The 22924-nt window shown below is 39.2% G+C and carries 11 protein-coding genes; 9 read left to right on the top strand and 2 right to left on the bottom strand.

Annotated features, from left to right (window positions below; all coding sequences use genetic code 11):
* The first annotated feature begins 58 nt into the window (after positions 1 to 58).
* From ACXACQ_RS21505 to ACXACQ_RS21515, 3 genes are all read left to right on the top strand, one after another.
* Positions 59 to 2839: an expansin EXLX1 family cellulose-binding protein gene (locus ACXACQ_RS21505; protein ID WP_474978064.1), complete on the top strand. Its 2781-nt coding sequence runs from the start codon at positions 59 to 61 to the stop codon at positions 2837 to 2839.
* A 486-nt stretch (positions 2840 to 3325) separates the two neighbouring features.
* A complete protein-coding gene (locus tag ACXACQ_RS21510) occupies positions 3326 to 6181 on the top strand; it encodes an expansin EXLX1 family cellulose-binding protein (RefSeq protein WP_474978065.1) in 2856 nt (951 codons plus the stop codon).
* 185 nt (positions 6182 to 6366) lie between these two features.
* Positions 6367 to 7890: a glycosyltransferase family 39 protein gene (locus tag ACXACQ_RS21515; protein ID WP_474978066.1), complete on the top strand. Its 1524-nt coding sequence runs from the start codon at positions 6367 to 6369 to the stop codon at positions 7888 to 7890.
* Between the two features lie 106 nt (positions 7891 to 7996).
* Here ACXACQ_RS21515 and ACXACQ_RS21520 read toward each other — a convergent pair whose 3' ends face one another.
* Positions 7997 to 8953: a cyclase family protein gene (locus tag ACXACQ_RS21520; protein WP_474978067.1), complete on the bottom strand. Its 957-nt coding sequence runs from the start codon at positions 8951 to 8953 to the stop codon at positions 7997 to 7999.
* A 1-nt stretch (position 8954) separates the two neighbouring features.
* Positions 8955 to 9941: an aldo/keto reductase gene (locus tag ACXACQ_RS21525; RefSeq protein WP_474978068.1), complete on the bottom strand. Its 987-nt coding sequence runs from the start codon at positions 9939 to 9941 to the stop codon at positions 8955 to 8957.
* 217 nt (positions 9942 to 10158) lie between these two features.
* On the opposite strand from ACXACQ_RS21525, the gene ACXACQ_RS21530 reads away from it, so the two are divergent.
* The 6 genes from ACXACQ_RS21530 to ACXACQ_RS21555 all read left to right on the top strand — a co-directional run bounded on the left by ACXACQ_RS21530 (position 10159) and on the right by ACXACQ_RS21555 (position 22865).
* Positions 10159 to 11070 (top strand): LysR family transcriptional regulator, encoded by a 912-nt coding sequence (locus ACXACQ_RS21530; RefSeq protein WP_474978069.1) that lies wholly within the window; start codon positions 10159 to 10161, stop codon positions 11068 to 11070.
* A 486-nt stretch (positions 11071 to 11556) separates the two neighbouring features.
* A complete protein-coding gene (locus ACXACQ_RS21535) occupies positions 11557 to 11733 on the top strand; it encodes a T9SS type A sorting domain-containing protein (protein WP_474978495.1) in 177 nt (58 codons plus the stop codon).
* Between the two features lie 114 nt (positions 11734 to 11847).
* The gene (locus ACXACQ_RS21540) at positions 11848 to 13785 is read left to right on the top strand and encodes a carbohydrate-binding protein (RefSeq protein ID WP_474978070.1); all 1938 of its coding nucleotides are present in this window, start codon (positions 11848 to 11850) and stop codon (positions 13783 to 13785) included.
* A 105-nt stretch (positions 13786 to 13890) separates the two neighbouring features.
* Positions 13891 to 18060 carry a carbohydrate-binding protein gene (locus ACXACQ_RS21545; protein ID WP_474978071.1) on the top strand — a complete coding sequence of 1390 codons (4170 nt, stop codon included), beginning with the start codon at positions 13891 to 13893 and terminating at the stop codon, positions 18058 to 18060.
* 60 nt (positions 18061 to 18120) lie between these two features.
* On the top strand, positions 18121 to 19917 hold the full coding sequence (locus ACXACQ_RS21550; RefSeq protein WP_474978072.1) for a carbohydrate-binding protein: 1797 nt from the start codon (positions 18121 to 18123) through the stop codon (positions 19915 to 19917).
* A 98-nt stretch (positions 19918 to 20015) separates the two neighbouring features.
* Positions 20016 to 22865: a two-component regulator propeller domain-containing protein gene (locus tag ACXACQ_RS21555; RefSeq protein WP_474978073.1), complete on the top strand. Its 2850-nt coding sequence runs from the start codon at positions 20016 to 20018 to the stop codon at positions 22863 to 22865.
* Positions 22866 to 22924 lie beyond the last annotated feature (59 nt).

A 22924-nucleotide genomic window follows, 5' to 3' on the forward strand; every position in this document is an offset into this window, starting at 1 on the left:
AAAAGTCATGTATTGACTTACCATTTTAATTAATTAACAACTTAAACCGATTATTTTTATGAAAAAAGTTACCTCTTTTTTTATTCTCATGCTGGTCGCGGTGTACGCATCTATGGCCGCCATGCCGAGCAAAGTATTTGCTCCTTATGTGGATGTCATGCTATGGCCCACATTTGACCTAATGAATGCTAAAAATGCAACAGGTCAAAAATATTTCACCCTGGCTTTCATCACCGCAGGTACTGATGGTCAGCCAGCTTGGGGTGGTTCTCTTAACATGGCTAGCAATCACATGCTAGATCAAGTAAACAACCTTAGAGCTTCTGGTGGTGATGTTATTATCTCTTTTGGTGGTGCTATAGGTACGCCTATCGCTTCTACCATTACGGATGTTAACGCTTTAGCTAATGCTTATGAGAGTGTAATTAACAAGTATGGTGTAACTTGGATAGACTTTGATGTAGAAGGTTGGTGGGTACAAGACCAAGCTTCTATTGACAGAAGAAACCAAGCTGCTGCCATATTGCAATCTCGCAAACCCAATTTAAGAATTACTTATTGTTTACCTGTAATGCCTACTGGTTTAACTGCTGATGGCGTTAATGTAATCAATAAAGCTAAGTCTGCTGGAGTGAACATTTATGGTGTAAACATTATGGCTATGGACTATGGCCAGTCTAACCAATCTATGGGACAAGCAGCTATTAGTGCAGCTCAAAACACGCACAACCAAACAGGCTTACAAATTGGTGTAACTCCAATGATTGGTAAAAATGACACTGCTAACGAAACATTCACTTTTGGTAATGCTAATGAGTTATTATCTTTTGCTAATGGCACCAGTTGGGTAAACATGTTGGCCATGTGGTCTATCAACCGTGATAATGGTGGCTGCCCCGGTCAAACTGCCGCTTCAGCTACTTGTAGCGGACTATCTCAAGGAAACTTCGATTTCGTAAACGTATTTAAATCATACTCTGGAAATGACGGAGGTGGTGATGATGGTGGTGATAACGATGGTGGTGGTGACGACAATGGAGATTATATCTCTTGGGAAGCTCACAACCAAGGTGGTAAAGTTATACGTCACATGGATAGCAGAGGTAGAATTGATAGCAACGTAAGCCCTGCAGCTGACGGACGTTGGAAAATGGTAGCTGGTCTTGCTGGTACTGGCGTATCTTTCCAATCTGTAAATTTCCCTAACCGTTATTTACGCCATAGAAATGGTGAAGTATGGTTAGATACTAACGATGGTTCTAGTTTATTTAAAAACGATGCCACATTTATGCTAAGAAGTGGATTAGCCGATGGCAACAAGTATTCTTTTGAGTCTTACAACTTCCCTGGCAACTTCATCAGACACAGAGCTTCATTACTTTATTCGGAGTCTATATCTGATGATTTAGGCAGAAGCGATGCTACATTTGCCAAACTTGGCAATGGTTCTTTACCGGGTGTAATGTCAACGACTATCGAAGCAGAAAACTACAGTGACATGTCAGGTATTCAGGTAGAAGCCTGTTCTGAAGGCGGTAGCAATATTGCTTATGTAGATACTGGTGACTGGATTGCCTATGCAGGAGTTAACTTCCCTTCTACAGGTAGCTATACTATCGAATACAGAGTGGCTAGCGAAACTGGTGGTGGAGTAATCTCTGCCGACCTTAATGCAGGAACTACCGTACTAGGAACTGTAAATGTGCCAGCCACAGGAGGATGGCAAACATGGTCTACTGTGTCACAAACAGTGAATGTAACTGCAGGTACTTATCCATTGGGTATTTATGCTCAAAATGGAGGCTTTAACATCAACTGGATAAAAATCACATCAGGAGGAACAGTAAATAACGATAACCCTACTGATGACAACAACGATGGTGGTAATGATAATGACAACACAGGAGGACTTACCGGACCTACTGTAACAGGTGAAATGACTTATTATGGCCCTGAAGCCGGTTTCCCTACAGATGTTCCTTTAAATGCTGGTGGATACAGCGCGGCAGACCTAGCGAGCTATGGCATGAATTTCTGCGCTATGCAAACTACTAACCTTATGAACGATCAGTTAATGGGAGGATGCATTGAAGTAACAAGTCCATCTGGTAAAAAAGGTAAATTCTTAATAGTAGATAAATTACCTTCAGGAAGCCCTGGTAATGTTGACATTTATGGAAGAGATGTATTCGGCACGTTAGAAAACCCTGACTTAGGAAGAGTAAACATCAGCTGGAAAATAGTGGCATTGCCAACTAGCGGTGGTGTAAAATACAGATTCCAAGAAGGTAGCAACGAGTGGTGGGCTGCATTACAAATATTCAACCACAAGTACCCTATACAAAAAGTAGAGTACAAAAACGCAAGTGGTAACTTTGTAACTATGGCTCGTCAGTCTGATGGAGGTAACTTCTTTATTGCTTCAGGAATGGGCACAGGTCCTTACACCATAAGATTAACAGACTATTTTGGAAATGTATTAACTCATACTGGAGTACAAATGCAATCTAGCCAAATGCAAGAAATGGGTTCTAACTTCAGAACTGTTGAAGAGCCTTTAACAGAAAAAACATTAGCAACTACTTTTGAGGTAGAAGCATACCCTAACCCTGCTAGCACCACAGCTACTTTTAAATATAACGTAACATCTGAGTCTAATGTAGTTATAGATGTATACGCATTTAATGGTACTAAAGTATCTAGCATAGTTGAAACTGCTCAGTCAGTAGGAACTCACATTGCTACAATTGACGTAAACAGCCTTAAAAACGGTCTTTATATTGCTAAAATAACCGTTAATGGTGCTTCTAAAACTGTGAAATTGATAGTTAATAAGTAATCTTTTCTCAGTTTTTAAAATAAAAAAGCAGCCCTTGGGCTGCTTTTTTATTTTCCTCACTTTTCCATGTAAACATTACATAGATATTCATTATCTGTAATAATCATAACACCCTCCTCACACCACCTTTAATAATCAATTTAAGTTATTAATTAAATAAAAATTAATTATCTAAATACAGCCTTTCATTTTCTTCTATAAATTCATGTTATCGACAACACTGAGTTTTTCCTAAAAAAATTTAATTATAAAATCGAAAAATATCAAAGTACATTTTTCTAAATATTTTCGCTAAAGAAGTGTTGCACTTATTCTGATAAAATAAGTACTTAAAAATATCGGCTAGCCCAAAAACAGAGATTAAGCTACGAAATCGGGCTTTTCAACAAAATTTCAAAACATTAAAAAGTACATAAATCCCAATAATAATTACATGACAATACCCTTAATTGTCTAATTACATTTATCAACTTAAACCAACAACTTATGAAAAAAGTATTGACTTTTTTCTTACTGGTGATAGCATCAGTAAGTACAACATTTGGAGCCATGCCCAGCAAGGTATACGCTCCCTATGTAGACGTTATGCTCTGGCCTACTTTTGATTTAATGGCAGCATATAATGCCACAGGCCAAAAATACTTCACTCTTGCTTTTGTTATAGCAGGTACAGATGGTCAACCTGCATGGGGTGGCGCTTTAAATATGGCGAGTAACCACATGTTAGATCAGGTAAATAGCCTTAGAGCTGCTGGCGGAGATGTAATCATTTCTTTTGGAGGTGCCAACGGAACGCCCATTTCATCTACCATAACAGATGTAAATGCTTTAGCCAACGCTTATCAGCAGGTGATTGATAAATATGGTGTTACTTGGATAGACTTTGACGTAGAAGGCTGGTGGGTTCAAGATCAAGCTTCTATAGATAGAAGAAATCAGGCTGCAGCCATTTTACAATCCAACAACCCAAACTTGCGCATTACCTACTGTTTACCTGTAATGCCTACCGGTTTAACTGCCGATGGCATTAACGTGATTAATAAGGCAAAAGCTGCCGGTGTTAATATTTACAGTGTTAATGTAATGACTATGGACTATGGTCAATCTAACCAAGCCATGGGACAAGCAGCCATAAGCGCGGCTCAAAACACGCACAGCCAAACTAACCTGAATGTGGGTGTAACACCTATGATAGGTAAAAATGATACTGCCAACGAAATTTTTTCACTAGCCAATGGCCAAGAAGTATTATCATTTGTGACTAACACCTCATGGGTAAATATGCTTGCCATGTGGTCTGTTAACAGAGATAATGGCGGATGCCCTGGCCAAACAGCTGCATCAGCAACATGTAGTGGGCTTTCTCAAAGCACTTACGATTTTGTGAATTTATTTAAGCCATATTCGGGCACAGATGGAGGCGGAAATGACGGTGGAGGTAACGATGACGGTGGCGACAATGATGGAGGTGGTAACGATGGTGATGACAGCGGAGTAATTACCGTTGAAGCTGAAACTTACGGAGACATGTCAGGTGTAGAAATAGAAGCTTGCAACGAAGGAGGTCAAAACGTTGGCTATATAGATGATGGCGACTGGATGGCTTATTATGATATTAATTTCTCAAAAGCAGGTGACTATACCGTGCAATATAGAGTAGCAAGTGAAACCGGAGGAGGCACTCTGTCACTAGACCTTAATGCAGGAAGCATTACACTAGGTTCTGTAACCGTACCTGCCACGGGTGGATGGCAAACTTGGCAAACCATAACCAATACCATCCATATTGATGCTGCAGGCACATACAATTTAGGTGTGTTCGCTACAGTAGGCGGCTGGAATCTCAACTGGATAAAAATACAAAGCACTGATACACCAGATGATGGTGGTAACGATGATGATGGTGGTGGTAATGACGATGATGGCGGTAACGATGATAGCAACCATTTAGTAAAAAGCTTAGAAGCTGAGAATTTTGGCGACATGTCAGGCGTAGAGATAGAGGCTTGTACTGAAGGTGGACAAAACGTGAGTTATATAGATACTGGTGACTGGATGGCTTATTTTGACATCAATTTCCCTTCATCAGGAACCTACAAAATTGAATATAGAGTAGCCAGTGAAACTGGTGGTGGCACATTATCTCTTGACTTAAATGCGGGCAACATCACCCTAGGATCTATAAGCGTACCGGCTACTGGCGGGTGGCAAACATGGCAAACGATAAGCCAAACAGTAACCATTGATGCTGCAGGAACTTACAACTTGGGTATTTTCGCTACCGTTGGTGGCTGGAATCTTAACTGGGTAAAAATATATGGCAATGGCACCTCTGATGATGACGGAGGTAATGATGATGACAACGATGATGGCGACAATGACGATGGTGGCAATGACGGAAACACTGGCACTATCCGATCAGGTGAAATGACCTACTATGGCCCTGCTAGTGGCTACCCTACCGATTTGCCTGCTAACGCTGGTGGTTATACTGCAGATGATTTAACCAATGCAGCTGTAGATTACTTCTGTGCTATGCAAATATCTGTATTGTTAAATGAGCAACTCATGGGAGCCTGCATTGAAGTAACTTCTCCTAGTGGTAAAAAAGAAAAGTTTTTAGTTGCTGATATACTGCCTACAGGCCAACCTGGTGATGTTGACATTTATGGAAAAGATGTTTTTAGAAGGATAGAAAATCCTGATTTAGGAAGAGTTAATGCTACATGGCAGATAGTGCCGCTACCTACAACAGGAAACGTACAGTACAGATTCCAAGCAGGAAGTAATGAATGGTGGGCTGCTTTGCAGATTTTCAACCACAAATACCCAATTAAAAAAGTGGAGTATAAAAATGCAAGTGGCCAGTTTGTAACTATGACTAGGCAGTCTGATGGAGGCAACTTCTTCATTGCTTCTGGCATGGGTTCGGGACCATATACCATAAGGTTAACTGATTATTTTGACCATGTATTGGTGCACGAAGGCATTCAAATGCAGTCAAGTATAAGACAAGAGGCCTCTAGTAACTTCAGGGTTGCCAATACAGCTAAATCATTAGAAACTGATGAAACCAGTAAAGTATCTAGTGAATTATACAGTTTCCCTAACCCTACTAACAGCAGCACGCAGTTTAGATTTACCGTAAAAGAAGGGGCTCAGGCTAAGCTTACCATCTACAATGCGGCCGGCAAAGCTATTACCACCTTGGTAAATGATAACCTTAAAGCGGGTAATCATATTGCTGAATGGAATGTAGAGCAGGTAGAAAACGGAATTTACTATGCCCGATTATTAGTTAACGACCATTTTGAAACCTTCAAAGTGATTGTAAATAAATAACCATAATAGAGATTGCCTGATTTGTACAGGCAATCTCTACTTTTAATTGAAAGCTCGCTCTAAGTACACAGCCTCAATATTTATCATTCAACTGCTAACTAAACCTTCCAGCACAATAAGCAATAAAACAGCAATACTCTTTTAGTCAGTTGCTTAATTTTATAAGCGTGGTAACATCACCTTATATGAAGCAACGACACATTATACTGATAGGATTTATAATAATAAAATTCCTTTTGCAGTATATCCTTATTCACCCAGTATATGATCTACAAAGAGATGAATATCTTCACCTCGATTTAGGACAACATTTAACATGGGGATATATGTCAGTACCTCCAGTAACGGCATTGGTTTCAAAAATCATTTACCTCTTCGGAAATACAGTATTTTGGGTTAAATTCTTCCCCGCACTTTGCGGAGCACTTACCATCCTGTTTGTCTGGAAAGCTACAGAAGCACTGAAAGGAGATATTTTTGCACTAGTGCTTTCTGCTACATGCATTTTACTTTCTGCTTTATTAAGGCTAAATACACTGTATCAGCCCAATTCTTTTGATGTACTCAGTTGGACTGCTTTCTATTTTATAGTTATTAAGTACCTCACCTCCCATCATCCCAAATGGTTATATACAGGTGCTGTGGTATTGGCGTTCGGTTTTTTAAGCAAATACAACATTGTGTTTTTAGTTCTAGGCTTATCCACAGCGCTTATTTTAACTCCAGAAAGAAAAATATTTACACGAAAACACTTGTATGGAGCCGCCATACTAGGTTTAGTGCTTATTTCCCCTAACCTTATCTGGCAATATACTAATGGTTTTCCGGTGGTTCATCATATGAAACAACTGGCCGAAACTCAATTGGTAAACATTAATAGGCTGGATTTTCTGCAATCGCAAATTCACTTTTTCTTTGGAGGCATAGCAATATTAATAGCTGCTATGTATTCTTTATTGACTTATGCTCCATTTAGACCCTATAAAACTTTTTTCTGGGCATTACCATGTACCCTTCTCTTCTTCATTGTTTTTAAAGCTAAAGACTATTATGCCATAGGCCTTTACCCTATTTACATGTCATTTGGAGCTGTATATCTTTCTCAAACCTTAGATTTAGGCTGGAAACGGTATTTAAAACCTGTGCTTTTGATATTCCCTTTAACCATATTTTTGCTCTCTTACAATATTGCATATCCTAATAAAAGCCCTGAATATATTATAGCCCACAGCGCCAGTTATAAAGACCTCGGACTATTGCGTTGGGAAGATGGCAAGGATCATGTCCTTCCACAGGACTATGCCGACATGCTAGGCTGGAAAGAGCTGGCCGGTAAAATTGATGCCATCTACGATACTATACCCAATGCAAAGCAAACCTTAGTACTTTGTGACAACTACGGCCAGGCCGGTGCTATTAACTTTTACACTAAAACTGGAGTTAAAGCCGTATCTTTTAATGCTGATTATATCAATTGGTTTGATTTAGACATTAACTACACTAATCTAATTCGGGTTAAAAATGAATCAGATAATAACAAAGAATTTAGCGTAACCAGCCCATATTTCAAATCATCATTTATTGCAGACTCTATTACCAACCCATATGCCAGAGAGTACGGCACACACATCTATTTATTCGAAGGAGCTAAAATCAATGTTAACCAAAGAATAGAAGAAGAAATAGCCAAAGAGAAGAATTGGGATTAGCTTTTCAGATTAAAACACCCTGTTCTATTTAAAAAATTATACAAACATAATGCAAAAGACAGCCTTAAAGGCTGTCTTTTGCATTATTCACAACCGTCAACATCAGTTAATAAATAGCCACTGGGTTTACGTTTACCTGTGTAGAGCCAACATATAGAGGCTGGCCCAATACAAATAAAAATTCCCATACTTTTTCTTTTACTAGCGGCCTTGTGTCTATTAACTCCAAATTATAAATACCCTGCTTGGCTAACATAAATTGATTCACCGGAAACTCCATTTTATTATTAGGGTTGGGGTATACCTCTGAAGCCCAAGTGTCTCCTCCAAATGCCACAATACCTTTCTCCGCCAACCAAATGGCTGCTTCCATGCCTATTCCTGGCTCTACTTTTAGAAACTTATCGTTATTCTTACCTATCAATTCCAACCAGCCAGTATTAAACAGTACCACATCACCCTTTGCAATGGTCACCTGCTGCTTTTTCAATACCTGCTTGATATCCTTAACGGTAAACTCAGTACCTCCTGGCACTATGGTATTGTCATAAATAGAAGTCATATCTAGCACTACTGCTCGGGTAACTATTGGTGGCACCTTCTCAATCCCTAGCTTTTTCACCCCCTCTACTGTTACGAAATCAGAAGCTTTGTTGCCATTGTAATACACATTATCAATACCAATATGACCTATACCATTGAGCTGTGTCCCCACTCCTGTCCATGCGTTGACCAATTCATCATTAAAGGTAAACTTGTTGGGGCCTGTAGTATTTCCGGCCTGCTCACCGGGCTGCACATTATACAAATTAAAACTTCTATGACGAAAAGCTGGCAGGTGTTTGTCCACAGGCACCGCCAAAGGAAGCGTTTTACCCTGTTTCACCAACTTCATAGCCTTCAACACCACCTCAGGAGTAATAAGATTAACCGCTCCAATTTCATCATCAGGACCATAAGCAGATGGATACCAACTGCTATCTTGTGGGTCAATTTCTTGTGCAAAAACTGATGATACAAGCAAAAGCGATAAGACGAAAGTCAATATTTGACGTAATAACATATTACTTTAACCCCTCCATGGCATTTTCTATAAATTTCAATTCCTCTGCTGTAAGCTTTATATTTATGGCCTCTGCATTAGCTACTGCTTGCTTTTCGTTTCTGGCTCCAGCCAAAACTACCGTTATGCCGGGCTGTAAAGTAGTCCATCGCAATACCAACTGTGCTAACGATACGTTCTTACCTTCTGCCAACGGAGCTATTTCATTTAAAAAGCTCTTCACCCTCTCCAAATCAAACTGCTGAAAATAACCATTACGATGATCATCGCTTTTTAAAGCATTGTTTTCAAAATACTTGCCTGTTAAGAGTCCTCTTTCCATTGGGCTATAAGCAATTATGCCCAAATCATTTTCATTGGCATAAGGCACCAAATCATTTTCAATGCCTCTGTTCAACATAGAATATGTTACTTGATTACTAGCTATTTGCAGCGTTTCTTTAGCCTCTTTCACTTGCTCCAAACTATAGTTACTGACTCCTGCAGCTTTTATCTTTCCTTCCTGCATTAATACTTCCATCGCCTCCATGGTTTCTGAAATGGGCGTAGTAGCATCGGGCCAATGTATTTGTAATAGATCGATATAGTCAGTTTTTAGCCTGTGCAAACTTTCCTCTACCTCTTTTATAATATTGGCCTTAGAGGCATATTTATAAACAGGCAGTTTCTTGCCTCCGTCTTCGGCATCAAAGAAAAACTCTCCTTTGCCTTGATTACTGCCGTCCCATACTAAACCGAACTTTGTCAGCAATTGCAACTTACTTCTGTCATAACCTTTTATTGCCTCTCCAATCATTTCTTCGCTTAAACCAAACCCATAAAAAGGAGCGGTATCTATGGTAGTTACTCCATGTTCAATGGAGGCCTGAACAGAAGCAATAGAATCTTTCTTTTCATTGCCACCCCACATAGCACCGCCTATAGCAAATGCTCCGTATGTAATGGCCGACAAATTCAAATCGCTATCCCCTAATTTTCTATATTCCATTTTATTAATGTCTATCGTTTTTAAAATAATTTTACTGTTTTAGTTTATATCTATCTGGTTATTAGGCCTAATTTCAAATAGATAGTAAAACCTTAAGACACTAATCGCTCGAGCTGTCATGTCTATATTTCTCTGTATTACTGCTGCAAAACTTCATCAGATTTAACTATCACACAAATAATTTAAATTGTAGATTTGTATCATAATTATTATAGATATGAGATGGAACTTAGAATGGCTCAGAACGTTTAAGGCAATTTACGAAACCGGAACTCTTTCAGCCGCAGCGCAAGAATTATTCATTTCTCAACCTGGCGTAAGCCTGCACTTAAGTTCGCTAGAAGCGTATACCGGTTATAAATTATTTGATAGGTCTACCAGAAAAATGGTACCTACCGAAAGAGGTAAAATACTATACAATTTTGTACTAGCCCCTTTAAAAAAGATGGAAATAGCCGAAGAGTATTTCCATAAACGCTCACAGTCTGAAAGAGTAACCATAAGCGTAGGCATGTGCTTCGAAACTTTTCAGTACACGCTTGAAGAGCATGTTGCGGAACTCGATTTCAACCTAATAATCAAGTTCGGAGAATACCCTCAAATGCTTCAAGACTTAGATAACGGACTTCTAGATCTGATAGTGACACCACAAAAAGGCCAGCAAAAGAACCTAGAGTATCTTCCGTTTTCAAAAGAGCGGATTGTATTAATAGCTGGTAGCAACACTGACACTACTGGCCTGAAAGAGCTTTTGCATCACAATAATCTCCATGATGCTGCTGATCTGTTAAAACTTCAGCTTTGGTACAGTACTGCAGCAGATATGGAACATCACAAAAATTTCTGGATAAAGCACTTTGGCAACCATCCAGATTTTAGCCCCAATTACATTGTACCCAATATCAGTTCTATCATCAGGTGCCTTAGTGGAGGAAACGGCTATTCTGTAGTCCCAGATTTTCTATGCAGAGATGCTATAGCTAGTGGAGAAATAAAACTAGTTTTGGAAGGCAACAAACCCTTAGAAAATACACTCTATTTCGGAACACGAAAAAAAACCATGTACGAGAAACAAATAAAGCAAATTGAAAACATTTTTAAAGATAAATGGGAACTTCAAACCATTTAATCTCATAAGAATAAAATGACTTAAAGCTTCTTTTCTTTTAGCCATTCTGGGCAGAAGTCCGGAAGCTTCAAAATCAAAGTTTATACTCCCTCAGAAATCTCTTTATCAAGAATTAGATATTATACTATAAAAATTCTCAATAAATCAACATCAACAATTTCTAATACAGCCTTAATCTTATCGAATACGAGCCTCCTAGTTCAAAATTCATCAAGTAATAACACCACAGAATAAACTCACAGAACAGTACCCTTCTCTCTAATAGTTTATTATATTTATATGCTAAACCGATTTTTGGCATTATAAAATGACATTAATGAAACCTAAACCTAATTTAATTCGAGTGCTCAGCCATGTTAGGCATAAAAGGAAATCTCGACTGCCAAAGGCATCCTTAACTATGCTATGTCTACTATCCCAGTACATAGTGGCTACGTCATTACCTTAAGCAATTATCCTTTACCCTAAACCCGTAAAAAATATATAATTTATGGATTAGAACACACCACTCCTATCTGTATTTATGACCTGCCAGGTAATAGAATTTTAGAATTAAATAGTGAGAATGTCAATTCTAATTCATCTATAAATGTAGAAAATCTTCAACCAGGTATATATATGCTAAGAAGTAAGAATAAAGCAATCAAATTTCTTAAGAATTAAACCGTAGAGGACTAACACTCCCCTCATAACATTTAATGAACATATATAAACCTACCTAACCCATTTTATCAATCATAACTGCAGCGATAATAGCGCTGCCCTAAACCAAATTTTATGAACATACTTAAAAACAAATTCAAACTCTTCATTGGAGCTTTTCTGTGCACCTCGGGTGCCATGGCTCAAACAACGGTGCCCCCAACCACTTGGCAAGAACATTGGTTCGATCACAACCAGGTAGTAACCAGAATGTACTATGATGATGATGTGGCTGTATACTTCGATTCTGGAGTAAACACTTCAAACACATGGATGTATTCATACATGGGCGATTTATGGAGGTACGTAAAACAAACTTATGGCCCATACAGCGAAGAAGGCAGGTTATATGCCATTTTCCATACTGGCCGATATAGTGGAGGGCACCCATCTACTTACTTTGATGCTAGCCACGATTACAGAGATGTTATTGATGCTGGCGCAGGACCATGGCCTTGTGACTGCGGCACTAACCTAGATTTAGTAACCCATGAAGTAGGTCATATTGTAGAAGGTGCTACTATGGGCATAAAAGAATCTCCAGCCTTTGGCATATGGGGAGATAGCAAATGGGCTGAAATATTCATCTACGATGTTTACCTTGGGTTAGGCAGAACAGCAGACGCCAACCGTGTGTATAACGACTGGATGGACAATGTAGATAATTTCCCTGTTGAAGGTTCACATTGGTTCAGAGACTGGTTCTACCCTATTTATAACAACTATGGTAAAACTGATGTAATTGTAAGATACTTTGAGCTACAGTCTACCTTATTTCCTAAAAGCGGCAATAGCTATGCTAAAGCTATGAACTGGGGAGAGTTTGTACACTTCTGGAGTGGAGCTGCGCATACTAACTTAAAATCATTAGCTACCGCAGCTTTTGGATGGAGCGATGAATGGGAGCAGCAATTTGTGCAAGCTCAGGCTCAGTATCCTATGGACTACTCAGGTGGAGGCAACTCACTGATAGATATTACCGATCTTGGAGGCACTATTACATCTCAGCATTCAGATTCTCCTGCTGCCGAAGGTGTTACGAACTTAATAGACAATAACTTCGGGTCTAAATTCTTAACATTCAACCCTTCTACTTGGGTACAATTTGAAGCTGACCAAGCATACACTGTAGATAGCTATTCGCTAACATCTGCTAATGATGCAGCAGAAAGAGACCCTCTAAACTGGACTTTGCAAGGCTCTAACGATGGCAGCAGTTGGTCTACTATTGACAGCCGCTCAGGTGAAGACTTCCCTGATAGAATTAGCTTAAGAAAATATAACTTTAACAATTCTACAACCTACAAGTACTACCGTTTTAATTTCAATAATAATAGTGGTAGCATTTTTCAGTTAGCTGAAATAGAACTATACAAAAAAGAAGATGCGCCATCTGTTGACGATATCGTAATTCAGGCCGAAAGCTATAGCAACATGTCTGGCGTGCAAATAGAATCAGGTTCTGGCGTAGATGGACAAAGTGTTGGTTATATAGATACTGGTGACTGGATGGCTTATACCAGCATTAACATCCCTGTTTCTGGTAATTATCTGGTAACTTACAAAGCTGCCACACCTAATTCTGGCACCCAAATCTCTTTAGACCTAAATGCCGGTTCTATTGTATTAGGTTCAGCTACCTTGCCTAACACAGGCGACTGGTTCAACTGGAGTACCGCTACACATACTGTTTACATAGAAGCTGGTACTTACGATGTAGGCGTATTTGCGCAAGTAGGTGGTTTTAACCTAGACTGGATAAAACTCTCTTTACAATCAGCAGCTAACGCAAGAAAGATAATGACTGATAACACTCAACTGGAAGTGTATCCTAACCCTGTAAAAAGTCAGCTTAAGGTTAAAGGAGCTTCATCTGACGTAGCTATCTATGATTTATCAGGAAATCTATTGATTAAAGAATCAGCAACAAATTCTATCAATGTAGACGCTTTAAAACCTGGAGTATACTTCCTAAAGAGCAACAACAAGACGATCAAATTCATCAAACAATAATTTTTAGCCCCCTTTTCGCAAGGGGGCTAACCTACCTACCCTACTCTAAAAGAAACATTATAAACCTATAGCCAATAAACACAACATATAACCCTTATTAATCTCATGAGAAACCTTTTTAAAAAAATTGTGTACTCGGCCATAGCTGTAGCCTCAGTTACCAGCAGTTATGCGCAAAACACCAATTACTTATCTAACAGAGCCCCTTTAGCAAATACACCTTTTGTAACCTTGCCTTTGGGCACAGTAAAAGCTGACGGTTGGCTTCAAAAGCAACTAGAACTACAAGGGTCTGGACTAACCGGCCAAGCAGAGACTTTATACGCTGAAGACCTAGGGGCAAAAACAGCATGGCAAGGCGGCCCTAACTCCGACTGGGAAAAAGCGCCCTATTATGTAAAAGGCCTTATCCCTCTGGCTTATTTATTAGACGATGCCACCCTAAAAAACAAAGCTCAGAAATATGTAGAATGGACACTACAAAGTCAGCGTGCCGATGGTATGTTTGGCCCTGCCAGCAATGACGATTGGTGGCCTAGAATGGTAGTAATCTATTACATGAGAGATTACTATGAAGCAACAAATGACCAAAGGGTTATCAGCTTTTTAACAAATTATTTTCATTACCAGCAAAATAATCTGCCCACTACCACTATAGCCGAATGGGGTAAAGCACGAATGGGTGACAACATAGAAATAGTGCTTTGGCTTTATAATATTACAGGTGAAAATAGCTTACTAGACCTTGCTACTGCCTTACATGACAAGGCTTATGATTGGAGCAATATATTCAGCAACAACAGGTTCTACGATTTTGGCGAAGATTTTCACCCTCATCATGTAGTAAACGTAGCTCAAGCTTTAAAAATGCCAGCGGTTTATTATCAAAAATCAAACAACCCTGCTGATAGAGAAGCTATGCAAAATGCGCTCGATTATTTAATGAAAGAGCGTGGACGTATAGATGGTATGTTCTCAGGAGATGAAATGTTAGATCACTACCATTCTACCGCTGGTACTGAGCTATGTGCCACAGCAGAAAGAATGCTTTCTAATGAAGTAGCCATAAGAATTTTAGGCGATTCCGAATTAGCTGACCAGCTAGAGAGAGTAGCATTCAACGCTTTACCTGCTCACCTTAGCGATAATTACAAGCAACACTGCTATTATCAATATCCGAATCAGGTAGTGAGTAAAATCGGCTCTGGAAGACCTACCTTCCCACAAGATTATAACAATGGTAACGTGCCCGGTCCTTATAGCGGATTCCCCTGTTGTCGTTATAACTGGCACATGAGTTGGCCATTATTCGTAAAAAACATGTGGATGGGTACTGCTGACAATGGTATTGCTGCCATTACTTACGGGCCATCACACCTTACAGCTAAAGTAGCAAATGGCACTAGCGTAACTATCAATGAAGTTACAAACTATCCTTTTCAAGAAAACATTACTTTAAATGTTAACACTAATGGATCAGCTACCTACCCTATTAAACTAAGAATACCAAAATGGTGTACAAACCCATCTATTTTGGTCAATGGCACAGCACAAGGCGGTGTAGTAACAGGCGGTTTCTATACCATCAACAGAACATGGTCAGGCGCAGAAACTATTAGTATTAACTTCCCTGCAGAAGTAAAAACCTCTACATGGGGCAACAATGCTGTAGGTATAGAAAGAGGTCCTTTAGTTTATTCTTTACAAATACAGGAAAACTGGCAAACTGCCAACTACTACGATAATGGATTCAGTGAATTTGAAGTATTCCCTACTTCGGCATGGAACTACGGGCTGGTAATTGACAGAAATGCTCCTTCAGGCATTACCGTTAATCAGCAAGCCATGACAGATCAGCCCTTTGGGCAGTCACCAATATCACTAAAAGTAAAAGCTAAAAAAGTACCAGGATGGGGATTAGTTGATAATGGTCTGTATGCAAAAGAGCCTCCAGTAAGTCCTGTAGCTTCATCGGAGCCTGACGAAACCATTACTTTAATTCCTTACGGCAATAATCAGTTACGTTTATCATATTTCCCTGTAATATCTAACGGAAATAGCACCATACTTGAGGCTGAGAATGCAAATATTAACCATGCTAGCGCCAGAGATGGCTTTTTGGCTTCTAGTGGAAAATACGTGGGTGGCATAGATTACGATGATAGTTATGTTGAATTTCAGAACATCAACATCAACCAAACGGGCATGTACGAACTTACCATAGGCTATGCCAATGGATACGGACACGATGCCACCAACACATTAGTAATTAATGATGAAACTAATTTCATGGTGGCTTACCCAACTACCAGTGGCTGGGGCAGGTTCGCAACTACGTCACTTAATATACCTTTAACTCAAGGCCGAAACACCCTGAAACTGCAAAAAGGCAGCTCTTTTGCTGAAATTGACTACATCAGTTTAAAAAAATCTAACACGCAGATTTATGAAGCGGAAAACGCGACATTAAACCATGCAGATCCTAGAGGTGCAGGACATGCCAGCGGAGGTGCTTATGTAGGTGCTATTGATTATGACGATAGTTATGTTGAATTTACCAATGTAAACGTACCGCAATCAGGAATTTATGGATTAACTATAAGCTATGCCAATGGCATGGGTGCTATAGGAGAACATAAATTAAGCATCAACGGAGAGGCTCCCGCAAGCGTATCTTACCCTGAAACTAAAGGATGGGCAGTATTTAATGGCATTACAATCGATGTAGCCTTAAAAAAGGGGAATAACACTATCAGATTCAGCCATGCCAGTTCTCCTGCAGAAATAGACTATATCAGCATTGGTACAGCAAGTGGCTATAGCTACGAGGCAGAAAATGCTATTGTAAAACAAGCTCAGGTAAACGCTAACCAAGAAAGATCTGGCTATAAGTTTGTCAACTTTATTGACCAACCTGAAAGTGAATTAGAGTTTACACAGGTACTAGCTCCTGCAGCTGGCTCTTACAGACTGGCTGTAACTTATGCCAATGGAAGAGGCGTAATGGCCGATCAGAAAGTGACCGTTAATAACGGTGTACCAATGATCATCAAATACCCAGCTACAGCATCTTGGAGTGAGTTTTCTACGGCCTATATCAATGTTACACTACACGAAGGTATAAATAATATTAAGCTAACTAAAGGCACTGAGGTGGCTGACATTGATTATATCAGTATTCAGAAATTATTACAAAAGAAAGGACAAGGAGTAGGTCTGAAAGGAGAATACTTTAACGGTATGAACTTCGAAACCTCCATTTTTTCAAGAGTGGACGGAGCTATAGCTTTCGATTGGGGGAACAAATCTCCCAAAGAGAATGTGGATGAAGATCACTTTTCTGTAAGATGGACTGGTAAAATTGTAGCCAACCACTCTGAAAACTACACATTCTACATCAACAGCGATAATGGAAGAAGGTTATGGATAAACGGCCAACTGATAATCGATGCTTGGTTAGATGATTGGGGTAAAGAATATACTGGCAGCATTTTCTTAAATGCTGGCCAGGAATACAATATTAAAATGGAGTATTTTGAAAATGAAGGAGGTGCTAGCTGCCGCCTAGATTGGTCCAGTGCAAGTCAACCACGTGAAGTAGTACCACAAGAAAGCCTTTTTCCGGCTGATAATGTAAATGTTTGGAGCAAGGTTATTCAGGCCGAAGACTTCTCCTCCATGTATGGAGTGCAAGTAGAAAGTACCACAGATGAAGGAGGAGGCAACAATGTTGGGTATGTGGATACCGGAGACTGGATGTCATACGGAGGTATCAATATACCGACCAGCGGCACTTACACCATCAGCTACAGAGTAGCTACTCCGCAAAATGGAGCTCAGCTATCATTAGATATTAATGCTGGCGCTAGCATTTTAGGATATATCGATATCCCTAACACAGGTGGGTGGCAAAACTGGACTACAGTTTCGCATACCGTATACATAAATGCAGGAACTTACAACTTTGGCATGTATGCTCAAGTAGGTGGTGTCAACATTAATTGGTGGTCTATCACCGGTCCATCAGGCGCAACTTTAAACAGCAAAGTGTCCGCAAACATTAACCATATACAAACAAATATATTCCCCAATCCAGCCAAAGACTTACTGTATATTTCTGGTGATTTTTCAGAAAAAGCAACTATTTACGATCTGGCTGGGCACAAGTTAAAAGAAATCAATACAGCAAGTGGAACTATAGACCTGAAAGACTTAAAGCAAGGCACTTACATTTTAAAATCAGATAGCAAGTCATTTAAATTTATGAAAGACTAATGACCTATAGTTATTCAACCACCTCAACACCTAAAACTATTAACTTAAACCTAATATAATATGCAAATTCCTAAACCAACGTTTTCGAAAATAGCGATGGCGGCTATTGCGCTCCTTCTTGTGAGCTGCATAGAAACTTTTGCTCAATCGACTATTTATGTGGGAGGTCATTTCAGACGAGAAAGAGACCATACCATTAACGACCTTAAGGCTTCTGGCTTTTCATCAGTAATTCTTTTTAACATCAATGTAGATGTAAATGGCAACCTACAAATGGATGGAGACCCCATCTGCACCAATGGTGTTTACACTTTTAACTCAACCAACCCTAACTACATTAATGATGTAAGCGCACTAAAAAGTGGCAATACAAGTATCAACTGGATAGAAACTTGTGTTGGTGGCTGGGGCGCAGAGTCGTATATTCATATTAAAGACCTGATTAACTCACAAGGCACCGGTAGTAACACCAACTTGTACAGAAACTTTAAAGCCTTAAAAGAAGCTTTGCCGTGGATAGACGCTATTAACAACGATGATGAGCACGGTTATGATGTAAATACTGCTACTGCATTTCATACCATGTTAGCAGACATTGGCTTTAAAACTACATTGGCCCCTTACACCAACAAAAGCTACTGGGAGCAGCTTGCCAACAACCTTAACAGTCAGAGACCTGGCGCACTAAGCAGAGTGTATATTCAATGTTATGACGGTGGTGCAGGCAACAATCCCTGCGACTGGCACATTGGCGGAGTACCTTTGCATGCAGGCATGCTACACTTCAACTCAGCAGCTACTATCCGCAATCAAATGAACTCTTGGAAAAATGGATGCGGTGTTACAGGAGGATTTTTGTGGGTTTATAATGCTAATGATTTCAATCTGCAGGAGTATGCAGGTACTATAAACAGTGTATTTAACAGCAACCCTACTGATCAGCCCGTTTCAGTATATCAAGACTGCAATTTTGGAGGTTATGGTGTAGGCTTAGCAGAAGGTAGTTATAATATGGGTGATCTTCAGGCCAAGGGCATTATTAATGATGACATTAGCAGCATCAAAGTGAAAGCAGGATACAAAGTCACCCTTTACTGGGATGCTAACTTTACTGGAAACACATTGGTAAAAACCTCTGACGATGGTTGCTTGGTGGATGACGGGTGGAATGATGAAACCACTTCTTTAGTTATTACAAAAACCTCTAATAACTCAACGGTACAAATAGAGGCCGAGCACTATAGCTCTATGTCTGGAGTACAAATAGAAGCCTGCAATGAGGGTGGTGAAAATGTAGGTTATATTGAAAGTGGTGACTGGATGGCATACCCGGCAGTAAACTTCCCCGTATCTGGTACTTATTTGATTGAATACCGTATTGCCAGCGAAACAGGTGGCGGACAAATATCTGCAGATATTAATGCAGGAGCCACAGTACTAGGCACGGCCAATGTACCCAATACCGGAGGGTGGCAAAACTGGGCTACGGTTTCTCATACTGTAAATGTAAATGCTGGCACATATCCTTTTGGCATTTATGCAGTAGCTGGAGGATGGAATCTTAACTGGATCAAAATCACAGCTCAGGGCAGTGCAGCGAAAATTGCATTCGATAGCCATGAGATCAATCACTCAGCCATCGTTTACCCTAACCCATTCAACTCGGGCATTAGGCTTAACTTTGGAGCCGAAAAAGCCACCATTAAGGTATCTAATATGGCTGGGCAAGAGGTTTATAGCGCTTCATCAGTTAGACCAAATGACGAAATAAATCTTTCTGAACTGGATAAGGGAGTTTATATTTTACAAATAAAAGCTAACGGATACACTAAAACTGAAAGGCTGATTAAAAAATAATATAGCTTTAAATGTGCCGTTTACATTTCTTAAGAGGTAGCTTTGTGCTACCTCTTTAATTTTTACCTTTTCTCACTTTTTTGAACTTGTTACTTAAAATGTTAAGAAGATCATTACTGACCATTTTATGCATTTTACATTTCTCGGCCTTTACTTTTTCTCAAAACACACATGGCATACCCTATATCCAAAACTTCTCTCCGTCTGATTATAAGCTTCATCCTAATAACTTTGCCATAACTCAAAATGCTGATGGCATCATGTACTTTGGCAATGCATATGGCATTTTACAATATGATGGCATCTTTTGGAAACACATACGACTACCCCACGGAAAAAGTGGTATATCACTTTACACCTCCAATAAAAATGAAATAATTGTAGGCTCTGTAGGTGATGTAGGAAAATTAATCGTAGACAACACAAACACCTACTACCAATCTTTTAACCAATACATATCTCCTAATGATTCTGCCTACGAAGAAGTATGGCATACTTGGGTACGAAATGATTCTACCTATTTCATTTCTTTAAAAAACATCTTAATAAAAAATAAATCATCGTTTAGCCACCTGCCAGTATCTAACCCCGATGAGGTATTTGAGTTTGCTCAAAAAACATCGCATCACATTTATATCCGAGAGTCAGAAAAAGGGCTGATGACTATTGAAGGCAACCAATTAAAGCTCATCAAAGGAGCTGAGAAATTTAATGACGCACAAGTATATGCTGCCTTGGATTATAACGACACCTCTGACCTTATACTCTCTACCAAAGGGGCGTATTTATATAGTCCTGCAGGCTCAAAAGCACTAAACTGGAGCCTTAAGCCAGCATTTCTACAGTACCCACTTACCTGCAGCGTCAAACTCAACAAAAACACCTGGGCTTTAGGGAGTTACAAAGAAGGCATTATACTTTTTAACAAACAAGGTAACGTAACCCAGGTTCTTAATAAAGATAATGGTCTTCCTAGCAACTATATTACTAACCTCTATGTAGATAAAGAAGACAACCTATGGGTCACTACTGACCGCGGCATCAGCTACATCCACGTTAGTAGCCCCTATACCTTAATAGATGAAAATATGGGTATAGAAGGCATGGGCTATGCTGCAGTAGAAGATGACAGCATTATATACCTAGGAACTTCACAAGGTGTTTTCTATGCAGACCTTTCTTCAAAACAAAATGATGTAGCCACCCCGCAGTTCACTCCCCTTGCAGGCACAAACGAACAAGTATGGACTTTAAGAAAAATAGAAAATACGCTTTTTTGTGGCGACTCCAGAGGCCTGCATATAATCAAAGACAAAAAAGCCTACATCATATCGCCCAATGATTATTCTGGGGCGTGGACTATAAGAAGAACTCTTAAAGAAGGTCAGGTTTTGGTAGGCACCTATAATGGCCTTGAAATCTATGAAAGGGAAAACAGTGAATGGAAATTTGTAAAGAAAATAAAGGGCTTCAACGAATCGGCCCGAATAGTAGAATTAGACTCTAAAGGCAATATTTGGGTTTGCCATGGCAATAAAGGACTTTTTAAACTCCCTAGTGATTTTAATATCACAGCACATGCTGAAGCCACCAATTACTCCATAAAAACAGGGCTTCCACCTGCATTTTTTAAATACATCACCAAAATTGATAGCACTGTGCTTTTCATTGCTGACACCACCGTTTATCATTATAATGCTCAGCAAGATCAACTTATACGTTATGACAGCAATAGCACAAAAGGCTCTAAAGAGCTCGCAAAAAAAATATATGCCCTAAAGAACAACAACATTCACCTCTACAACCGCGAAGCCATAGAAATTATGACCAAGGCTAACGGCAGCGACTACCAAACCAATCGTATACTGTTTAGAAAAATAAGCGATCAGCTGATAGGCAGTTTCGAATTTTTATGGAAAATGAACGATTGCAATTATTTTATTGGTTCTATGAGTGGTTTTATTCATTTCAACCCTGATGTAGCTAAAAAAAACAATTCCTTCAAAACCAGTATTAGAAAGGTAAACATCACTGGTATAACAGACTCTACTATTTATAATGGAGGAGTAAAACCTGTAAAATATGAGATCCCATATTCGCTTAATTCTCTAAAATTCTTTTATGCAGCTCAGTTTTACGAAGATCAAACCAAAAACCTTTATCAATATTGGTTAGAAGATAACCACCACACCACGCCTCAGTGGAGCGATTGGAATACTGACCTCAACAAAGAATTCACTAACCTCAGAGAAAATAATTATACTCTACACGTAAGGTGTCAAAACCTATACGCTAAAGTAAGTGAAGAATCTACATTCAGTTTCACTATACTTCCCCCATGGTATAGAAGTAATCTCGCCTATGCCTTATATTTTGCCTTTGCTCTCATTTTCATTTGCCTAACGGTGCTATGGGTAAAAAGAAAAATAAAAACTGAAAAGGAGAAAATAAGGAATGAAAAAGAAAGAGAAATCATTGAAATAAAAAATAAGCAGCTCGAATCTGAACTGATTTATAAAAACAATGAAATAGCCAATATGGCCACCAACCTGACTCAAAAAAATGAGTTTTTATCGAAACTAAAAAAAGAACTCACTCAAATAAGTGATAATGGTAATAGTGATGACACCACTACTCAAATTCCCGAGCTAATAAAATCAATAGAAAAAGGGTTAAAGTTTGATGACAGCTGGGACCACTTCCAAACCAGCTTTGATGCCCTATATCATGACCTACTTTACAAGCTGCGTAAAGCATACCCATTTCTAAAACCTGCAGACTTACTTTTATGCGCCTACATAAGAATGAACAAATCCAATAAAGAAATAGCCGAGCTGCTCAATGTTAGCGAACATGCTATTAAAAAACGTAGGTTCAGGCTAAGAAAAAAATTAGAAATTCACGAAGACCTAAAACTTAGCGAATGGTTAATTGAGCAATCAAAATAAATTAATAACCTGAAAATCAAATCATTAAAAACATGTCTCACAAATGTCCACCCCAAAAA

The organism is Fulvivirga sp. AWR4_260 (assembly GCF_056158185.1).